Source organism: Sphingomonas sp. (assembly GCF_039595165.1).
Lineage (GTDB): Bacteria > Pseudomonadota > Alphaproteobacteria > Sphingomonadales > Sphingomonadaceae > Sphingomonas.
Window position 1 is genome coordinate 1 of sequence record NZ_JBCNMA010000005.1, and the last position, 18645, is coordinate 18645.

Sequence of the window (18645 nt, forward strand, 5' to 3'; positions counted from 1 at the left end):
CTTCTTCATATCGCTCTGCAGGATCTTGACGCGGCCCACGATCTCGGGGCGCGGGACGACGACCTGGCGGTCGAAGCGGCCCGGGCGCAGCAGCGCGGGATCGAGCACGTCGGGACGGTTGGTCGCGGCGATGATGATGATGCCTTCGTTCGCCTCGAACCCGTCCATCTCGACCAGCAGCTGGTTGAGCGTCTGCTCGCGCTCGTCGTTTCCGTTGCCGAGGCCGGCGCCGCGATGGCGGCCGACCGCGTCGATCTCGTCGATGAAGACGATGCACGGCGCCGACTTCTTAGCCTGCTCGAACATGTCGCGGACGCGGCTCGCACCGACGCCGACGAACATCTCGACGAAGTCCGAGCCGGAGATGGTGAAGAACGGCACGCCGGCCTCGCCCGCGATCGCGCGGGCGAGCAGGGTCTTGCCGGTGCCGGGCGAGCCGACGAGCAGTGCGCCCTTGGGAATCTTGCCGCCGAGCCGGGCGAATTTGGTCGGGTCCTTCAGGAACTCGACGATCTCCTGCAGCTCCTCGCGCGCCTCGTCGATGCCGGCGACGTCGTCGAAGGTGACCTTGCCTTCCTTCTGCGTCAGCAGCCGTGCGCGCGACTTGCCGAAGCCCATCGCGCCCGAGCCCGAGCCCTTCTGCATCTGGCGCAGCACGAAGAAGGCGATGCCGAGGAAGAGCAGGAACGGCAGCGACTGGTAGAGCAGGTACAGCCACACTGAAGGCTGCTCCTCGGGCCGCGCGCTGATCGTCACGCCCTTGGCGCGCAGCGTCGGGATCAGCTGCGGGTCGGGCACGGCATTGGTGCGGAACTTGCCTTCGTTGGTGAAGTTGCCGGTGATCACGTTGCCGGCGACGTTGACGTCCTTCACGGTGCCCTGCTCGACCTTGTCGAGGAACTCCGAATAGGCGATCGTGTTGCCGGCCGACTGGCTCGAGCGCGTGTCGAAGAACTGCACGAACAGCGCGAGCGCGGCCAGGATGCCCACCCAGATGAGCAGGCTCTTCATCCAGGGATTGCCGTTGTTCTCGGGGCCCTGCTGCTTGTCGTTGTCGTTCATTCCGCTTCCGGTGGCTTGATTCCCCGCCAAGATAGGGTGTGGGAGGTTAATGGCAATGGAACAGCGTCGGTCAGTGCGCGCGGCGCGGCGGGGCCGGGGCGAAGCGCCAGCGGCGGTCGTGCTCGGGCGTGACCAGCACACCGGCCTGAGTGGCCGGCCGTTCCGCTGCCAGCGCATCGAGCAGCGGCTCGATATTGGCCGCGTCGGAGAAGGCGGGGGCGGCGATGCCGTGCGCCGCGCGCGTCTCCGCCACCGCCCGGCGCACCAGCCGCCGCTGCATCTCGCGCGGCAGATCGGCAGCGCGCAGCAGGCCCTTGCCCGGCGCCCAGCGTTCCGCCGCCAGCGTCTCGGCCAGCGCATCCAGCGCCGCCTCGGCCTCGCCCAGATGCGCCGCGGACTGCGCCAGCGCGGCGGGGTCGAGAAGCTGTTGCTGTGCCAGGAAATCGCGGACGCGCGTCCGGTCGTGGCGCGGATCGGCGTTGGTCGGATCGTCGATGTACGGCACTCCTGCGGCCGCGACCACCTCGTGCAGCGCCGCACGGCGCCAGCCGAGCAGTGGCCGCAGCACCAGGCAATCGCCGGCGAAGCGCCGCGGCCGGATCCCGCTCAGGCCGGCGACGCCCGACGCACGGTTGAGCCGCATCAGCAGCGTCTCGGCCTGGTCGTCGGCATGATGCGCAGTGAGCAGCGCCGCTGCGCCGATCCCTTCGGCCCAGGTTGCCAACGCCGCATAACGCGCCTCGCGGGCGCGCATCTGTATGCTGCTCCCGGCGATCGGCGCGGCGGGTGCGAGCGTCGCGTGCGGCACGCCGAGCCCGGTACAGACGGCGGCGACCATCGCCGCCTCATCCACCGCTTCGGCGCGCAGGCCGTGGTCGACCGTGGCGGCCGCCACGCGCCCGGGAAACGCCGCGGCGGCGAGCAACAGCATCGCCATGCTGTCGGCACCACCGGACACGGCGAGCGCGACCGGCGCGCCGTCAGCCGGAACCGCGCCGGCGCGTTCGTACAGCGCGGTGAAATCCTGCCGAAACCGCTCGACCCATTCGGCGCCGGGCGGCTTCAGCTCACTTGCACTTGCTGGCGGTGCGGCCGGTGGCGACATCCATTTTCATCGCATCGGAGAGGCGGTCGCCATAAACCTGGCTGAGCTCGTCATAGACCTTGCACACCTCGCCCGCCGGCTTCTTCATCTTCACCAGCGCCTGGGCGAGATAATAGAGCGAATCCGGCGCGCGCTCGCCGTTCGGCATCTTCTGGTAGCTCTCGAAAAAGGCGGTGGCGGCGAGCGCCGGCTTGCCCTGGTCGAGCAAAGCGCGGCCGAGCAGGTTCTGCGCATAGCTGGCGCGGCGGTGCTTGGGATATTTCTGGACGACCGCGCGCAGCTCGGGAATCGCCTTGTCGTACTGCTTCGCCTGCCACAGGCGATAGCCGTAGATATAGCCGTCCTCGGCGGGATCGTCGCTCTTCGGCCGGTCGACGCTCGCAGTGGGCGTCGCCGGGCCACCGACCGCGGGGCGTGCGGGGCCGGTCACCGGCTCCTCGACTTCGGCCGGCGCGGCGCCCGCTTCGAGCACCTTGAGGCGCGCATCGGTCGCGCGCTTGTAGGCGTTGAACGCTTCTTCGAGCTGGCGCACGCGATACTGGGTCTGCTCGATCTGCCCGGTCATCGACGACAATTGCGATTCCACCGCGCTGACGCGGGCGTTGAGGTCGGCAACCACGCTCGTCGCGGGCAGGCCGGGCGCGCCCTGGGGCTGCTGCGGCGCGGTGATCTGCGGCTCGATCGTCTGGCCGGCGCCGCCCGGGAAGACCTTGCGCTGCACCGCGCGCATCTCGCGCTCGAGCCGGTCGACCCGGCCCTCGATCCCGTCCCCGCGGCTGGTCTGCGCCGCCGCCGGCATCACCGCCGCGAGCGCGGCCACCGCCGCCAATGTTCCAATCAAACGCATCGAAGTCCCCGCAGGCGTAAACATCCTCAACGCCTTATACATGATATGCCGAATCTGTCGCCACGCTTAAGGCGTGGTGGCGTTTCCGGCGGACGGTTCGGGTTCGAAGGCGGGCTGGAAGGCGGGGTCGGTACCCCGCGCGGGCCCCGAGGGGGCAGCCGCGGCCGGAGCCGCCGGCTGTGGCGCAGCGCCGGCGGCACTCCGCGCGCGCAGCGCCTCGGCGCTGATCGGCACGTCCTTGATCGCGCGGCCGGGCTGGCCGAGCGGCGCGACGTCGGACCCGTTGATCGTCACGCGGATCGCCTCGGGCCGGCCGAGATTGATCATCGGGCCATTGGCGGTGGCGGGCACGTCGTAGCGTTCGCCCACTGCCATCTCCTTCTCGAACAGCCGCTGGCCGCCCGCGTCGTAGATGCGCAGCCAGACCGGCTGGGTCGCGGTCAGCGTCACCTGCCCGCCATTCGCCGGCGCCGGCGCGGGCGAGGGCTCGGCCGCCGGTCCGGCGACGGCGGGCGCCTCGGTCGGCGCCGGCTCGGGCTCGCCGCCGCTGCGGAATAGATCGGTGCCGTACCAGATCACCACCGCGATCACGACCAGCGCGGCGATCACCGCACCGCCCCAGGCCAGGCTGCTCGGCGGTTCGCGCACCGGATCCTGGGGATCGTAGCTCTCATAGACCTCGCGCGCGGCGAACAGGCTCTCGGTCTCGCTGCGCAATTCTCGCGCCAGCGCGACCTCGTCGGCGCCGACGGCGCGGGCATAGGCCTTGACGAAGCCCACCGCATAGGTCGGCGAGGGCAGGCCCGAATAGTCCGAATTCTCGATCGCCTGGAGGTGGCGCAGCGGCACGCGGGTGCGTCCGGCGATGTCGGACAGTTCGAGTCCCTGCGCCAGCCGCGCATCGCGCAGCTTCTCCCCGACCTTCTCGGGGAAGAGCGTCGGGTTCTCGCCGGGTTCGCCGTCCATTCAATCCACTCCGGTCGCGAGGCCTGGGGAGGGGAGGCAGGCCCGCGCGTGCGGTGTCCAACACCGCACCCCCCGCTGTCAACGTTGGCGGAGGGAAAAAGGGTCTGTTTCAGCGAAGCTGAAACGTCGCGGCACCGGCCCGCTCCCCCAACCCGGCCACCCATATGATGCTGCCGCTGGGTGGCCGGGTGGGGGGCGGGCAGCGATCGTTCGATAGCCAGGACGCTAGGCCGTCGGCCTGGCGCCCTACTTGCCGCCATTCGGACGGCCGCCGGAAAATCTCGAAAGCCGTCGTTTGTTCAATCATGGTTCCGGCGATAGCTATTGGGAGGTAGCTGTCGGATGACCGCTCCCCGCGAAACAGATTGGCAACCGACATTCGCACAGCCGGACGTTGTTAAGATCTGGTCACGGGCAGTTCGGATAGAATCCGAGCCATCTGTGCTCGCATCGTGCCGGTCGGCAGATTAAGCATCTCGCGCAGATATGGGCCGATCACCGCGTCGCCAAACGCGCCGATCGTCAGTAAATACACAAGCTGCGCGCTGGGACGATCAGCGCCGGTTCGACCGACCTCGCCATCAAGCGCGGCAGCGAGTGCGCGAACGGCTTCACGAAGCGGTTCAAGCTGAGCACCATCACCGGCAAGAACGGTCCATGCGGCAGCTTGGCCGGCGGCGGCCTCATCGAAAAGGTCGAAAATGTGAGCTGGCAGCGAACTCTGCGCCTCCGCGTCGCTGCGGACGCCTGAGGCTGTCCGGCCAAACCCCATTGCAAGCTCGGTAATGATCGTCCGCGTCAGCGTCGATTGCAGCGTGGCTGCGGATCCGAAATGATAAAGCAGCGCGGTGCGCGAAGCGTCAATGCGCTCCGCCACATTGGCGATCGTGACGGCCCCCGGGCCGCCTTGCACAAGAAGCCATCGAGCGGCATCGAGCGCTTCCCGGCGAAGCTGCGCGCCAGGCCGTCGTCTGCGCCGCTCCAGCCGAACCGTGCGGTCTGCCCAATGCGACATGCCTCGTGCGCTCCTGGACTGCGGTACGGTCTCTCTCGAACATTCGGGATCGACCTGAAGGCGGAAAATTGGAGGGTGACGAGACGTCACCCTCCGGAGGCGCTTCCCCAGAGCGGAGACGGGAGGTCAGAATCCCTTGCGAACCGAGAAGCCGATGATGCGTGGATCGAGCGTGAAGATATTGGTGGTCATGCCGGTCGAGTCCGAGTTGAGAAACGCATCGGTGATCGGCGTGTTGTCGAAGATATTCTTCGCGTAAACCTGAACCGCCAGGTCGTGCTTCGGCACCTCGAGCGTCAGTGACAGGTTCGCATTCTCCCAGCCGCGCAGCCGGTCCGACTCCAGATTATAGACACGCGCGAAGCTGTCCGATTGGCGGTAGTAATCGCCGCGCAGGGTAATCTCCATGTCGCCGAGCGGCAGTGTGTACTGCGCGCCGATGTTGAAGGTCAGGTGCGGCGCGTTGGGCAGCTCGTTGCCCGACAGATCGTCGTAGAAGCCCGCGCCGTTGTTGATTTCGGGAAAGTCGGCCGGATTGAAGCCGTAGAGCGGAGCCTGAATGCCATTGGGGTCGCCGGAATAGATCGTACAAGCCTGCACGATCGGCGAGAAGGCTTCGAAACCGGGTATCGGGAACAGGCCGTCGTCGAGGTACCGGGCGACAAGCCAGGTCGGCACGATGCAGTTGGACGTCTGCTGGATCCACGGCGTCACGACCATCCAGTCGGGGTTGCCGAGGTTGCGGTTGAAGATGTCGATCGACTTCTCGCCGTCACCGATACGGGTGTCCAGATAGCCGATATTGGCGTTGAGACGCAGGCGTGGCGTGACGTTCCATACCGCCTCCGCTTCCAGGCTCCAGATCTCGGCGTTGAAATTCTCGTTGACGATCGTTCGATCGACCACCTTGGAGACCTGATAGTCCTTATACTTGTAATAGGTGGCGGTGGCATTCAGCGAGAGCTTTCCGTCGAGCAGTATATTCTTCGTGCCGATCTCATAGGCATCGACATATTCAGGGTCGAACAGCGGGGGGACTTCGCTGCTGATATAGCGTTCGTCGTTATATTGCGCGCGGGGCGGGTTGGCGCCGCCGCCCTTGTAGCCGTGCGAATAGAAAGCGTAGATCATCGTGTCGTCGGTGAACCCGAGCTCCGGTTTCCAGTCGATCCCGAACCGGCCGGTGAACTCCTTCCACGACTGGTCGATCGGGGCTTCCGGCCCATATTCGTATCCGGGCCCCTCGGCCTCCTGATCAAAGGGAGACGTCCGGCCGGCCACCAGCAACTGGCTGGGAAATGGCACGAAGCGCTTGCGATCGTGGGTGAAGCGCAAGCCGCCGGTAACCTTCAGCTTCGGGGTCACGTTCCAATAAATCTCGCCGAACGCGGCGGTGGACTCCAACTCATAGGGGTTCTGGTTGCGAAAATAATTGTGCCCGTCGCCGGTCAGGCTGCCGATCGGATTCGTATCGATATGCATGCAATTCTGTGCACCCGCACCGCCAGTGCAAATTGCCTGGTCGTTCGACCGATTGTAGAAGCCTTGGGCGATGAGGGTGACGACATTGTAGAATAGATAATAATCGTTCAGCCCCTCGAACCAGAGATAATTGCCACCCAGGCTGAAGTTCACCGGACCGTCGAAGCTCGACTGCAGCCGGATCTCCTGCGAGAACTGCTTGCTCTTGCTCGAAGAAATCTCGAACCCGGCGATGGTGTCGCTGCAACCGATCTGCGGGTCACAGAATATCCCGCCCGGCGTAATGGCGGCAAGGTCGCTCGGTAACAGGCGATCTGCCGGGTTGTTGAAAATATCTCCGGTAAAACCGTTGTAAACCTCGCCGGCGGAGTCGTTGAAGATCGGACGAGTGGCGAAACGATTATAATCCTGGAGCGAGTAGACCTCGTCCTTGTTGTACAGGGTCTGCCAGCTGAAGCTCAGATCGTCGGTGAGATTCACGTCGAAATCGAGCGTGAAGATGTCGGCCTTGGCGCGATATTCGCCGTCGCGGATCGATTCGATCTCACGCAAATTCCGTGACTGCTCGACGCCGAATGGATCGAGTCCTCGCTTCAGGAAGCTGACGCGAGGCGTGAAGAACCCGAGATCAGGATCGTACGGCTGAGCATAGCCCAGAAAACCCAGATACTGGCCCGCGACCACGAAGGGGATACTGTTGCCGTTGGGCGCGCCGAACGCCGCATCGTCGTAGAGCGATCCCTGCTTGCATCCCTGGCTGAGCCGCTGAAGGAGCAATGGATCGACATTGGTGGTCGTGCCCGGTACCGAGCTAGGGCCCGGATCGCGGTGGCAAAGCTGCTTGCCGGTGCGCAAGCGGCGGTCGTCCTCCTCGAAATGCTCCCAGGTGAGGCGCAGGTTGAAGCGGTCATCGGGCCTGAAGCCTAGCGTCACGCGCGTCGACCAGAGATCGCGGTCGTCGACATCGTTGCCGGTGGTCAGGTTGACGCCATAGCCGCTGCGCTTGGTCATCGCGCCGGCCGCGCGGAGCGCCAGCGTATCGCCGATCGGCAGGTTGACGAAGCCCGATAGGCGGCGGGTGTCGTAGCTGCCGATCTCGCCCTTGATCTCGGCGTCGAAGGCGTCGAACCGGGGGCGCGCGGTGATCAGGTTGATGACGCCGGCAGTGGCGTTGCGGCCGTAGAGCGTACCTTGCGGCCCGCGCAGCACCTCGACTCGTTCGATATCGAAATATTCCTGCTCGAACAGACGGTTGCGGATGAGCGCGACATTGTTGAAGCTGACCGCCACGCCCGGGTCGCTGGTCGCCGAGACCGCCTTCGTGCCGATGCCGCGGATTGAGAAGTTATAGCCCGAATAGTTGGACTTGGAGAAAGTGACGTTGGGGATCGCCTTCATCAGGTCGAAGCCGCCCTCGACCTTCTGCTCGTCAAGCGTCTTGCGCGAGAAGGCGCTGATCGCGATCGGCACGTCCTGAATCGATTCCTCGCGCTTCTGCGCAGTGACGATGATCTCCTCGGTCTGGTAGTCGTCATTCTGACCGGTCTCCGAGATCCGGGGCGGCGCAGGGGCCTGGTTCGTCTGGACTGCTGCCGGCGCGGCAATGATCGTCACGATGCCGCCGGCTGCAGAGCCTTGTGCCGTGAGCCCAGTGCCTGCGAGGAGCAGGCGCAGGGCGTTGCCGACCGAGTGTTGCCCGCGTACGGCGTTGGTGCGCTTGCCGCGTACGGTCACCCCGCTGGCGATGATCTGCACGCCGGCCTGCTTGGCGAATGCGGGAATGCCGACTTCGGCGGCCTGGGCGGGCAGGTTGAACTGCCGCGTCTGCGCCGCGGCGTCCACCGGACAGACGATCGCCGCCGTCGCGAATGCCGCAGCGCCCGACAGCATGCGGGCACGAGTAATCGATCGGCGAAATGTCCGCATCCCCCAGTCCTCTCCTGCTTTTCGAGGCATTCTTCATGTCCTCGTTAAGAAGATAGGATGCTCAGCCGATCGATTTCCGATGACTGATCAACAAAAAAATCGAGTCTCATTTTTCAGCTGACAGAAGGCGTATCTCATCACCTTGCGATTCAACTCGGCCGCCAACGATTCCGGCGACCGCACGAGCGAATTCAGCTGGTTCGCCGGTACGGAAATATCCGACGATCGGGGTGCGTCCGATCGCGGGATCGATCACCACGATCCTGCGGCGATTGTAGCGGTTCAACTCTTCCACGGCATAAGACAGTGGCTCGCCGTTGAGCGCCAGTTCGCCGTTACGCCAAGCAAGCGCTCGCTCGATCTCGGGCTCGGCGGCGACTGCGATGAGGGGAGACGCCTCGGCCGAGACGAAGCTGCGCTGGCCGCTGCGGATGCGGATGCGCGCTTGCGGATCGCTCGCGCGCCAAGCCTCGACGGCGCCCTCGGTAACCAGCACGTCGATTCCGTTGGCATGGCGGCGGACGGAGAAGGCGGTGCCGACCGCGCGAACGAGGACATCGCCCGCTTCGACCAGGAATGGCCGCCTGGTGTCGTGCGCAACCTCGAACCAGACTTCGCCTTCCTGGACTCGAATCTCGCGGCGTTCGGGCCTCATCGCCACCGCGATACGGCTCGCGGTGTTCACCGTGGCGGTCGAGCCGTCGGCGAGCGGTACTCGCCGGACTTCGCCGACCGCTGTCGAATATCCCTCGCGCGGCGAGGCGAGAATGACCCCGAGCAATCCGGCGGCGGCCGCGGCGATGCCGACGCCGCCGGCGGCGATTATCGTGCGCCGGCTCACATGTGCGGGTTCAGCCTGTGCGTCGGTCTCCGGCTCCTCCGGCGCGCGCAGCGCCCGGCCACGATCCAGATAGACGAGCACGGCCTCCGCACGAAGCAAGGCGCCCTTGCGTCGTTCGTCGCCAGCAAGCCACGCGTCGAACGCGGCCTGGTCCTCGGGCGTCAGCGGACGAGCGTCGCGGCGGATTGCCCAGCGCGCTGCCTCGCCCTCATCGCTTTCGTCGTGCACCATTCGATCGTCCATTCGTCCTGGCCGGGACATCCTCGCCGTCCTCCTCGGCGATCGCCCGCATGATCAGCTTCAGCCCCCGCACCGCTTGCTGTTCTATGGTATGCTCCGGGAGGTTCATCCGCTTCGCGATCTCACGCTGCGGTACGCCCTGCACGCGGCGCAGCTCGAAAATCTCACGGCACCGGTCGGGAAGGCCGTCTATCAGCCGCCGCACGCGTTCGAGCTCGCGCCGCCCGCCGACATTGCGCTCGGGCCCGGGCGCGTCGTCCTCCTGGGTCAGCAAATGCAGATCGGTCAAGCTGTCGATCCGCACCAGCTTGTCGCGCCGGATGCGCTGCAGCAGCACCGATCGCGCAGCGGTGAAGAGATAGGCTCGGCCATCGCGGATATGCGTCACGCTATCGAGGCGCGCGAGACATAGATAAGTATCCTGCACGATGTCGTCGATCTGGTCGCTCGAAGCGACCATTCGCCGCAAATGGGTGCGCAGCGCTGCCTCGTGCGGAAGCACGTTGCTTGCGATCCAGACCAATATCTCTTCGCGGCTCTGCGCCAACTCGGCCAAGCCCCCCTTTTCCGATATAGTCAGATCTTTAGATGCGCGGCCAAGGCGTTTCCGACGATTAGCGAGATCATCGGGGCAGCACGACGCTTGATATCGATCACAGCACAGCACGGATCGCCGTCTCGCTCATTCGCGGCGCGGTCGAAGTCCGCCACTGGCGTCCGGCGATCCGGCGCGTTCAAAGCGCGATCCCGACCCGCTCGCCGCGATGATCGCGGCGACGAACAATTGCGACTAATTCCGAGTTCATTGGTTGGAAGCGCCGGAGGTCCCGATGCCGGAGGATCGCATCGTCGCAATAGGCTTTCTCACCAGCACAGATCTCAAGTTGCTGGGAGAAAGATTCAGTCGATATTTCCCGGTCGAACATGATGATGTGTTCGACGACCTCCTGCGCCAGCTCGACAATGTCGAGGCAGCGCCCCTGGGCAAGGGTGTGAGCCTCCAGGTCAAGCGAGAGGACTAGGCCCTATTCGCAATGGAGGTCGACAAGTCGACCAAGCTGCCATTCGCGATCCGCTCATACTGTTCGGCGATCATGAGGTGACAACGCCTGGCTGCCGGATCCTTGGCTAGATCGGCCATTGCGCGTTCCTGCTGTGCCCGCCGCGCGTAATATTGCGTTCGATCGAGGGGCATTTCTCCCTCCGTCTGCCCGTCTCGCTCGCGAGCATACTCGCCCGACTCGGGCCCGTTCAAGCGAGGCGGTGGCACCGCCAAGCTATTGCAGATGGAGCGTGGCAAGGCCGCCCAATGTTACTGCCAGCCCCGCCCATTGCCGCATCGCCAGCCGTTCGCGATGAAAGACGCATGCCAGGCAAATCGTGACGATCGTCTGCAGCGAGGCCAGAACGCTCACCAATGCCAGCTCTCCGGTAGCCAGGCCGGCGGAGAGAGCCAGGAAGCCGCACACCGCGACGCCGCCTGTCGAGGCGACGATCGCCAGGCCCGAGACCGGCAGCGCCATCGGTCGCCGACGCACGGCCGCGGCGACCGCCAGTATCGATGCGCTCGAAAGATAGTAGATCCACACCGGCCAGATGCTGCCGAGCTCGGGCACTGCAAACTTCCCCTGAATCCAGAACTGGACGCCGTAAGCGACGGCGCTGAACACGCCCCATGGCGCACCGCTGGAGCTCGACTTTGTCACAGGGTCGCCAGCTTTGAAGCTGACGAGCATGACTCCGGTGATCACTGAGGCGATGCCAAGCAGCGTTTGAAGCGGCACATGCTCGCCGCCGAGCAAGGAGAGCGCGGCGGTAACGGCTCCGAAGCTCGCCGCGATCGGCGCGACGACCGAAACCTGCCCGATCTTGAGGCCCTGATAGAGTGCGAGCGTGGCCACCACGCCGATCGGCGCGGCTATGACAGCCGCCGCCCAGCTTGAGAGGGCCGCAGCTTCAGGGAAGGAAGCACCGCCAAGCCCGATCCAGCCACCGACCAATAGGACGCCAACGCCCTGCGCGTAGAGCATAGCGCGGTGGACGCCGAAGGACCGGCCCGAGACGCTGATCAGAAAGTCGCTGATCCCCCAGAGAAATGCGGCAAGTAGACCAAGGACAAGTGCCATTCTGCCTCGCAATCAGTTTACGACCTCGGCAGGACGAGCCCTCCGGGACCACGTCGCAAGGTCAAGCATGGCTAAGAGCCCCGACCGATAGGGCATGTGATGGCGCCGAGCTGTGCCGCTAGGCCTCGCGCGGACAATCGATCCCGAGCTGACGCAAGGCATCCTGAATCTGACCGCTCGAATAGGGGCGGGACAGGATCTGTGTGCAGCGATCCCCGGCGAACTCGCGAGCAAGATCCTCCGCGCGTGATTGCGAGACGATCACAAGCGCGAGTTGCGCGTGCAGCGCGCGCAGCTCGCGCGCGAGCGCGTCTGCGGCATAGTCACTAAGGGCATCGTCAAGCACGATCGCATCATAGCGGCCCTGCGCAGCGCGAACCTTGTTCAATGCTTCGCCGCCGGTGCCCGCTTCCTCCACCCGGAAGCCGATGCCGCCCAACGCTTCCGCCGCCAGCGTGCGGACCGTGGGCTCGGCCTCGACGATCAGCACGCATTCGGTTCGCGCCGTATCGAGCATATCGCGCACCTTTTGCGCGAGCGCCTCGAAGGTGAATGGCTTGTTGATGATCTCTACCCCGGGGTCGAGCCGCCCGGCATGAACGATGGCGTTGCGGGTGTACCCCGAGGTGTACAGCACGCGCAGATCGCCCTGGATCGCGCGCGCCGCTTCAGCGAGCTCGCGGCCCGTCATGCCCGGCATCACCACATCGGTGAACAACAGGTCGACCGGTGCCTCCTGCCGTTCAAGCAGCCGCAGCGCCGAGGTTCCGTCATGCGCCTCGAGGACGCGATAACCGAGCTCGCGCAAGCATTCGACGGTATAGGCCCGGACATCATCGTCATCTTCGACAACGAGGATCGTCTCTTCGCGTTGACTGAACTCGAACCCGGACTTGACCTCGACTGCCTCTTCCAGCGCATCGGCCTCGCGCAGGAGCCGAGGCAGATAGAGCTTGATCGTCGTGCCATCGCCTTCTTCCGAATAGATCTTCACGTGACCGCCGGACTGTTTGACGAAGCCGTAGATCATCGACAGGCCAAGCCCGCTTCCCTTGCCCACCTCCTTGGTCGTGAAGAATGGCTCGAACGCGCGCTCGCGGATCTCGCGCGGCATCCCAGTGCCCGTGTCCGTCACAGCGATCATCACATATTGACCGGGCGGCACCTCGGCTTGGGTCGCCGCATAGCTCTCGTCGAGCCGGGCATTGGCGGTCTCGATGGTGAGACGTCCGCCGTCGGGCATGGCGTCACGAGCGTTGACCGCCAGATTGAGGATCGCACTTTCGAGCTGGTTGGGGTCGGCCTCGATCCGCCAGAGCCCCGGCGCGGTCACGATCTCGAGCCGGATGTCTTCCCCGAGCGCGCGCTGCAGCAGATCGGCCATACCGGTCGCGAGCTTGTCGACATCGATCGGTTTGGGCGCAAGCGGCTGGCGGCGTGAGAAGGCAAGCAGCCGTTGCGTGAGCGCCGCGGCCCGCTCGGCACCCTTCATCGCATGATCGAGCGAGCGGCGGGTGCGCGCATCCTCGACACCCGCGGCGTCCAGCGCGCGCTTGGCCATGTCGATATTGCCCGTGACCACGGTCAGCAGGTTATTGAAGTCGTGCGCGATACCGCCGGTGAGCTGGCCCACCGCCTCCATCTTCTGCGCTTGCCGCAGCGCGTCCTCCGCCTCGGCGCGCTTGGCGATTTCCGCGGCGACGCGTTCCTCGAGGCGCTCGTTGAGCGCGCGCAATTCTGCTTCCGCCGCCTTGCGATCAGTGAGATTGATCACGGTGCCGATGAACCGCACTGCCCGGCCATCCTCGAACACGGTCTTGCCCTTGGCGCCGACCCAGCGCTCGACGCCGTCGACGATGCCGACCGTGCGATACTCGACATCGTAGCTCCCGGGGCCGGCGGGATCGAGCGCAGCCTGGACCGCCTCATGCGCGCGCGCGCGGTCGTCGATATGGATGCCGCCGAGGAAACTATCCTCGTAGGAGACCTCGGCGTCGGGCGGCAGCCCGAACAACGCCTTGCAGCGCGCATCCCAGCGCAACAGCCTGGTCTCGGGATCGAAGTCCCAGGTGCCGATATCCGCAGCTTCATTTGCGAGGCGGAGCCGGTCCTCGCTGGTCGCGAGCTCGGTTTCCGCGGCGCGACGTTGCGCCAGCTCCTGCTCGGCCGCCTGAAACAGCCGCGCATTGTCGATCGCCACCGCCGCTTCCCCGGCGAGGCCCTGCAGGCCGCGTTCGGACTGATCCGTGAATATGCCGGGTTCGGCGTGGCCGAAGAATAGCCCGCCGATCACCTCTCCGGAGCGCGACACGACCGGCACCGCGAGATAGCTTCGCACCGGCAAATGCCCCTCGGGCATTCCGTGGTGAGGATCATTGTGGCCGTAACGCGGATCCTTCGTGATGTCGTCCGAACGCACGATGCCCGCCCCTTCGAAGGTGGGCGCGAACACCTGTGTGTTGCGCGGCATCGGGAATTTCGAGAAGGCTTCGAGCGGCACGCCGGAAAGCGTGTAGAGCATGTAACTCTCACCGGCCGCATTCAGGACATTGTAGAAGAATGCACCGAACTGGGCGCCGGTGAGCTCGACGCCGGCGTCGGTTACCACCTGGACCAGCTTGTGAAGGTCGCTTTCGAGCGCAAGCGCAGAGCCGGCGCGGTTGAGGATCTCCAGCCCGCGCCGCTCCTCGATCAGCTGTTCTTCTGCTTCGCGTTGGCTTGAGCGGTCGCGCACGACCTTGGTGAATCCGGTGACCTCGCCAGCCGCATCGCGGATCGGCGTGAGCTCACCCGCCGCCCAGATGCGATGCCCATCCTTGTGTACCCGCCAGCCTTCCTCGCCGCCGCCACGTCCGACACGACGGGCCTCGCGCATCTCGGTCGAGATGGCTTCCTCGCCGCTGTCGCGGGGAAATAGTCGGGCAGGAGACTGGCCAATCATCTCGGCTTCGCTCCAGCCGAAAATGTGCCGCGCTCCTTCGTTCCAACTGGTGATCCGGCCTTCGCGGTCGGTGGTGATGATCGCGGTATCCACCGCGCTGTCGACGATCTGCCGCCATTCGGCCGCGGTGATCGTCTCGCGTCCCTGCCGATTCTCCTCGGTTGCCACGCGACCCCCTTGAGCATTGTTTTGGTTCTAGCCCGGCTGAACGGTGCCGGGGGATTTTGGTTGCGCCTGTCTGGTATGTCCGATGCGCGAGCACGAACAGAACGACCGCAATCAGACAGGGCTTATGACCGGAGAGTCAAGGATCGTGTCGACGCAACGCGCTTTCAAGCTCGAGGCGAGCTGGTCCTCTCCGCTCCGACCGGTCGAGACACCGCCAACGGCAGAGGTCGCGCAGCTCCTGCGGTTGACAGCTACCCGCCCACCTCACCCTTAGGCAGTGAGCCGCCGCCTTGCCTTGAGATATTTCGGCGCCGCACAGCCGCCGCTCGCTTCGATACTCCTAAGATCCGAAAGACGACGCTCAATCGCTCCTGACCCCGGGCAGAACCGCCAGAGTCTTCTGCAACCGCAGGGCCGCCACGGCGGCGGCGAGCAGGAACGATCCCGCGATCACGAACGATGTGACCTGCGCCTGCGGATAGAGATGACGCGCGAGCGAGCCCATCAGTGTCGAGACCATGAGCTGCGGCAGCACGATGAAGATGTTGAACAAACCCATGTAAACGCCGAGCTTGCTTTGCGGCAGGCTGCCGCACAGCACGGAATAAGGGATGGTCAGAATCGATGCCCAGGCCATGCCGACGCCGATCATCGACGCCAGCAGCCAGTTCGGCTCCGCAATCACCGCGAACGACGCGAGCGCCAGTCCGCCGGCGACCAGGTTGACGGCGTGAAGACGTGCCGCGCCGATCCTCTGGGCGATCGCGGGGATGAGGAAAGCATAGAGCGCGGCGACCGCGTTATAGACACCGAACAACACGCCCACCCAATCCGCGCCGTCATTGTACGCGCGCGATGTCACGTCGGTCGCGCCGAACTGATAATGGGTCACGATCGGCGTCGCGTAGATCCACATGATGAACAGCGCGAACCAGGACAGGAACTGGATCAGCGCAAGCCGCCGCATCGTCCGCGGCATGGTCTGGAGATCGCTGAGGATATGATTGAGCGGACGATCGGCGTCGGTATGCAGGCGCATCCGGTTGAACACCTGCGCCAGCCCGAAGGCAGCGAGGCCGAAGCCCAGGATGTAGAGCGGCTTGTCCAGCCCGGCACTCGCCACCAGCGCGATGATCGCCGCCCCCGCCGCGATCCAGACCGTCCCCTGGCGCATCGTCGGCGCGTCTTCGGCACGGGGCGCGGCGGGGACGGGCGTCTCCCCGAATGCCCGGAGCTCGGCCGGGGAATATTCGCGGCTCGTCGCCACCGTCCACATCACCGTGAACAGCAGCACCGCGGCACCGCCGTAGAAGGCGTACCGCACCGTCGCCGGGATCTCGCCGGGGCCAGCGGTGTTCGACAGGCCGAAGACATTGGTGAGGATCGCGGGTGCCGACGACGCGACGACTGCGCCCGCGCCGATGAAGACGGTCTGGAAGGCGTAGCCGCGTGTGCGTTGCCGCTCGTCGAGCATGTCGCCGACGAACGCGCGAAACGGCTCCATCGAGACGTTGATCGAGGCGTCGAGTATCCAGAGCAGCCCCGCCGCCATCCACAGCACCGGCGCGTTGGGCATCGCGATCAACGCCAAGGTGCACGATACCGCCCCGACGAAGAAATAGGGGCGCCGCCGCCCGAACCGTCCCCAGGTCCGATCGCTGAGATAGCCGATGACCGGCTGGACGAGCAGCCCGGTGACTGGCCCTGCGATCCACAGGATCGGAAGATCGTCGATCGAGGCGCCCAGCGTCTGGAAAATCCGGCTGACATTGGCGCCCTGGAGGGCGAACCCGACCTGGATGCCGAAGAAGCCGAAGGAAATATTCCAGAGTTGCCAGAACCCCAGCGTCGGCTTTTTCCCGTTCATGCTCACCTTGACCGATGTCCTTCGTGCCCCGTGCGAGTTGCTCGATCGCCGGCCGGCTGGCCCAGCATGAACAGCAGTGGCTGATCGAGCCGGCTGTGCCAGGACCGTTCGTCATGCGCCGCGCCCGGAAAGAACCGGCTCTCGAAATCGCGTCCGCGTATCCAGCCTCGCGACTCGACGACCCGGTCGACCCGCTGCTGGAAGGGGGCATAGAACCGGTCGAGCGTGCGGTCGCCGTGATCGAACCACAGGCGATGCGCCCCGCGCCGCGGCAGCCGCTCGCGCAGATAGCCTTCGAAGGCGCGCGTGACCGCGTCGACATCGGCGCGCGGCATCGGCGCACCGTCACTCGGGAGGAACAGCGGCCAGTGCGACGACAGGCAGGCCGCGCCGCCGAACACCTGCGGATACTGGGTCATCGCATAGAGCGAGATCAGCCCGCCCATGCTCGACCCCATCGCCAGCGTGTCGCCGGCCTTGCGCGAAGTCCGGTAGCGCCGGTCGATGAACGGCTTCACCTCATGCACCATGAAACGCAGATAGGCGTCGGAAACCGGCGTCCCCGAATAGAGCGCGGCAAGGCGCGTGCGATAGTCACCGGGCAGTCGTTCGAAGACCCGGGCGGGCATATATTCCCGCAGGCGCCTGGGCGTGTTCCAGATGCCGACGACGATCGTGCGACGGATGCGCGATGCGCCCAACAATTGTGTCAGAACCTCATCGACGCCCCACGCGGTTCCGCCATAGGATTTTGCCGGATCGAATAGATTCTGCCCATCCTGCATGTAGATCACCGCATAGGGCGCTCCGTGCGGGTCATAGTCCGCCGGAAGCCAGACGCTGATATTGCGCGGCTCGACATGGCGCGACGGGAAGTCGCGGAACTGCTCGAGGCGCCCGTGCTCGCGTGTCTGCGCCGTAGCGGGAACGACGAGGGCCGCGAGCAGCAGGATGAAAGCGAGAACTGCCTTCGGCATCAGTGACTCCGCTCGAAAACCGGCTAAACGACGGCATATGAAAATATTTGCACTGGCCGCTGCGCGATGACCCGGCGTGTGACCCGCCTCGAGGATCTCGCCCGTCTCGCCGGCGTATCGCTGGCGACGGCGAGCCGGGCGCTCAACGACAGTGCGGTGGTCAGCACGCACACGAAGCGGCATATCTGGAAGCTGGCTCGCGAGCATAACTACCCTTTCCGGCGGCACATGCCCGCCGGGCCGATCGGTGCCGAAGCGACGATCGCGATCGTGATCTCGCGTCCCCAGGGGCGTGTCGAGCGCCTTTCCGATCCGTTCATTCTCGAACTGATCGCCGGCGTCGGGAATGCCGCGCTCGAACGCGGTTGCGACTTCCTGGTCAGCCATGTCGCGCCGTCGAATCATGAAGACCTCTCGGCGTTGATGACGACCAACCGGGCGGACGGCGTGATCTTCCTGGGACAGAGCTCGCTGTTCGCCGATTTCAATCGCCTGGCGGAGCAGGAAACGCGCTTCGTCGTGTGGGGCGCGCAATTCCCCGACCAGCGTTATTGCTCGGTCGGCAGCGACAATGTCCGCGGCGGCCGCCGCGCCACAGCCCATCTCGCACGGCTCGGCAGAACGCGGATTTCGTTTCTCGGCGACCTCGAGGCGCCCGAAGTCGTGCAACGCCATCAGGGCTATATCGAAGCGCTCGAGGAAGCCGGTCTTCCCTTCGATCCCGATCTGGTCGTTCCCGCGCATTTCGAGATCGAATCGGCCGAAGCCGCCGTGGATGCGATGATCGCGCGCGGCCTCCGTTTCGACGGGCTGGTGGCCGCCTCCGACATGATCGCGCTCGGGGCGATCCGTGCGTTGCTTCATGCGGGCCTGCGCGTGCCCGGGGACGTTTCGGTCGTCGGCTATGACGATGTGAAGATGGCGCGGTACAGCAATCCCGCGCTGACGACGATTTCGCAGGACACCGCGAAGGCGGGCCGGCTGCTCGTCTCCAAGCTGCTCAGTTCGGGTGGCGACGAACCGATCCGGTCGGAACGCGTGCCGACCGACCTGATCGTTCGCGAAAGCTGTGGCGGGTGAGG

The 18645-nt window shown here is 65.4% G+C and carries 14 protein-coding genes; 1 reads left to right on the forward strand and 13 read right to left on the reverse strand.

What is annotated here, in order from left to right; genetic code table 11:
• From ABDV68_RS01525 to ABDV68_RS01585, 13 genes are all read right to left on the reverse strand, one after another.
• Nucleotides 1-1062: ATP-dependent metallopeptidase FtsH/Yme1/Tma family protein (locus ABDV68_RS01525; protein WP_343517880.1), on the reverse strand; the 1062-nt coding region annotated here is incomplete at its 3' end.
• A gap of 70 nt (nt 1063-1132) precedes the next feature.
• Nucleotides 1133-2167, reverse strand: a complete 1035-nt coding sequence (tilS, locus tag ABDV68_RS01530) for a tRNA lysidine(34) synthetase TilS (RefSeq protein ID WP_343517881.1) — start codon at nt 2165-2167, stop codon at nt 1133-1135.
• On the reverse strand, nt 2130-3014 hold the full coding sequence (locus tag ABDV68_RS01535; RefSeq protein ID WP_343517882.1) for a tetratricopeptide repeat protein: 885 nt from the start codon (nt 3012-3014) through the stop codon (nt 2130-2132). The genes tilS and ABDV68_RS01535 overlap by 38 nt, the downstream gene beginning before the upstream one ends.
• A 66-nt stretch (nt 3015-3080) precedes the next feature.
• Nucleotides 3081-3980 carry a RodZ domain-containing protein gene (locus ABDV68_RS01540; protein WP_343517883.1) on the reverse strand — a complete coding sequence of 300 codons (900 nt, stop codon included), beginning with the start codon at nt 3978-3980 and terminating at the stop codon, nt 3081-3083.
• Between the two features lie 397 nt (nt 3981-4377).
• Nucleotides 4378-4995, reverse strand: a complete 618-nt coding sequence (locus ABDV68_RS01545; RefSeq protein WP_343517884.1) for a helix-turn-helix domain-containing protein — start codon at nt 4993-4995, stop codon at nt 4378-4380.
• 126 nt (nt 4996-5121) lie between these two features.
• Nucleotides 5122-8367 carry a TonB-dependent receptor gene (locus ABDV68_RS01550; protein ID WP_343517885.1) on the reverse strand — a complete coding sequence of 1082 codons (3246 nt, stop codon included), beginning with the start codon at nt 8365-8367 and terminating at the stop codon, nt 5122-5124.
• 142 nt (nt 8368-8509) lie between these two features.
• Entirely contained in the window at nt 8510-9475 is a 966-nt protein-coding gene (locus ABDV68_RS01555) for a FecR domain-containing protein (protein WP_343517886.1), read from the reverse strand.
• Entirely contained in the window at nt 9453-10040 is a 588-nt protein-coding gene (locus ABDV68_RS01560; RefSeq protein ID WP_343517887.1) for an RNA polymerase sigma factor, read from the reverse strand. Before ABDV68_RS01560 ends, ABDV68_RS01555 begins: the two co-directional genes overlap by 23 nt.
• Nucleotides 10041-10218: 178 nt before the next feature.
• Complete coding sequence (locus ABDV68_RS01565; RefSeq protein ID WP_343517888.1) at nt 10219-10410, reverse strand: hypothetical protein; 192 nt, start codon at nt 10408-10410, stop codon at nt 10219-10221.
• 351 nt (nt 10411-10761) lie between these two features.
• On the reverse strand, nt 10762-11610 hold the full coding sequence (locus ABDV68_RS01570) for a DMT family transporter (protein ID WP_343517889.1): 849 nt from the start codon (nt 11608-11610) through the stop codon (nt 10762-10764).
• Nucleotides 11611-11728: 118 nt separating this feature from the next.
• Nucleotides 11729-14719, reverse strand: coding sequence for a PAS domain S-box protein (locus tag ABDV68_RS01575; RefSeq protein ID WP_343517890.1), 2991 nt, complete (start codon nt 14717-14719; stop codon nt 11729-11731).
• 361 nt (nt 14720-15080) lie between these two features.
• Nucleotides 15081-16586, reverse strand: a complete 1506-nt coding sequence (locus tag ABDV68_RS01580; RefSeq protein WP_343517891.1) for an MFS transporter — start codon at nt 16584-16586, stop codon at nt 15081-15083.
• Nucleotides 16587-16588: 2 nt separating this feature from the next.
• Complete coding sequence (locus ABDV68_RS01585; protein ID WP_343517892.1) at nt 16589-17563, reverse strand: alpha/beta hydrolase-fold protein; 975 nt, start codon at nt 17561-17563, stop codon at nt 16589-16591.
• A 66-nt stretch (nt 17564-17629) separates the two neighbouring features.
• Here ABDV68_RS01585 and ABDV68_RS01590 point away from each other — a divergent pair, with 66 nt between their 5' ends.
• Nucleotides 17630-18643: a LacI family DNA-binding transcriptional regulator gene (locus tag ABDV68_RS01590; protein WP_343517893.1), complete on the forward strand. Its 1014-nt coding sequence runs from the start codon at nt 17630-17632 to the stop codon at nt 18641-18643.
• Nucleotides 18644-18645 lie beyond the last annotated feature (2 nt).

Coding starts and splice junctions, on each gene's coding strand:
- ABDV68_RS01555 (WP_343517886.1), bottom strand. CDS start 9,475: ATGGTGCACGACGAAAGCGATGAGGGCGAGGCAGCGCGCTGGGCAATC.
- ABDV68_RS01535 (WP_343517882.1), bottom strand. CDS start 3,014: ATGCGTTTGATTGGAACATTGGCGGCGGTGGCCGCGCTCGCGGCGGTG.
- ABDV68_RS01570 (WP_343517889.1), bottom strand. CDS start 11,610: ATGGCACTTGTCCTTGGTCTACTTGCCGCATTTCTCTGGGGGATCAGC.
- ABDV68_RS01540 (WP_343517883.1), bottom strand. CDS start 3,980: ATGGACGGCGAACCCGGCGAGAACCCGACGCTCTTCCCCGAGAAGGTC.
- tilS (WP_343517881.1), bottom strand. CDS start 2,167: ATGTCGCCACCGGCCGCACCGCCAGCAAGTGCAAGTGAGCTGAAGCCG.
- ABDV68_RS01545 (WP_343517884.1), bottom strand. CDS start 4,995: ATGTCGCATTGGGCAGACCGCACGGTTCGGCTGGAGCGGCGCAGACGA.
- ABDV68_RS01580 (WP_343517891.1), bottom strand. CDS start 16,586: ATGAACGGGAAAAAGCCGACGCTGGGGTTCTGGCAACTCTGGAATATT.
- ABDV68_RS01550 (WP_343517885.1), bottom strand. CDS start 8,367: ATGCTGTCGGGCGCTGCGGCATTCGCGACGGCGGCGATCGTCTGTCCG.
- ABDV68_RS01590 (WP_343517893.1), top strand. CDS start 17,630: ATGACCCGGCGTGTGACCCGCCTCGAGGATCTCGCCCGTCTCGCCGGC.
- ABDV68_RS01565 (WP_343517888.1), bottom strand. CDS start 10,410: ATGTTCGACCGGGAAATATCGACTGAATCTTTCTCCCAGCAACTTGAG.
- ABDV68_RS01585 (WP_343517892.1), bottom strand. CDS start 17,563: ATGCCGAAGGCAGTTCTCGCTTTCATCCTGCTGCTCGCGGCCCTCGTC.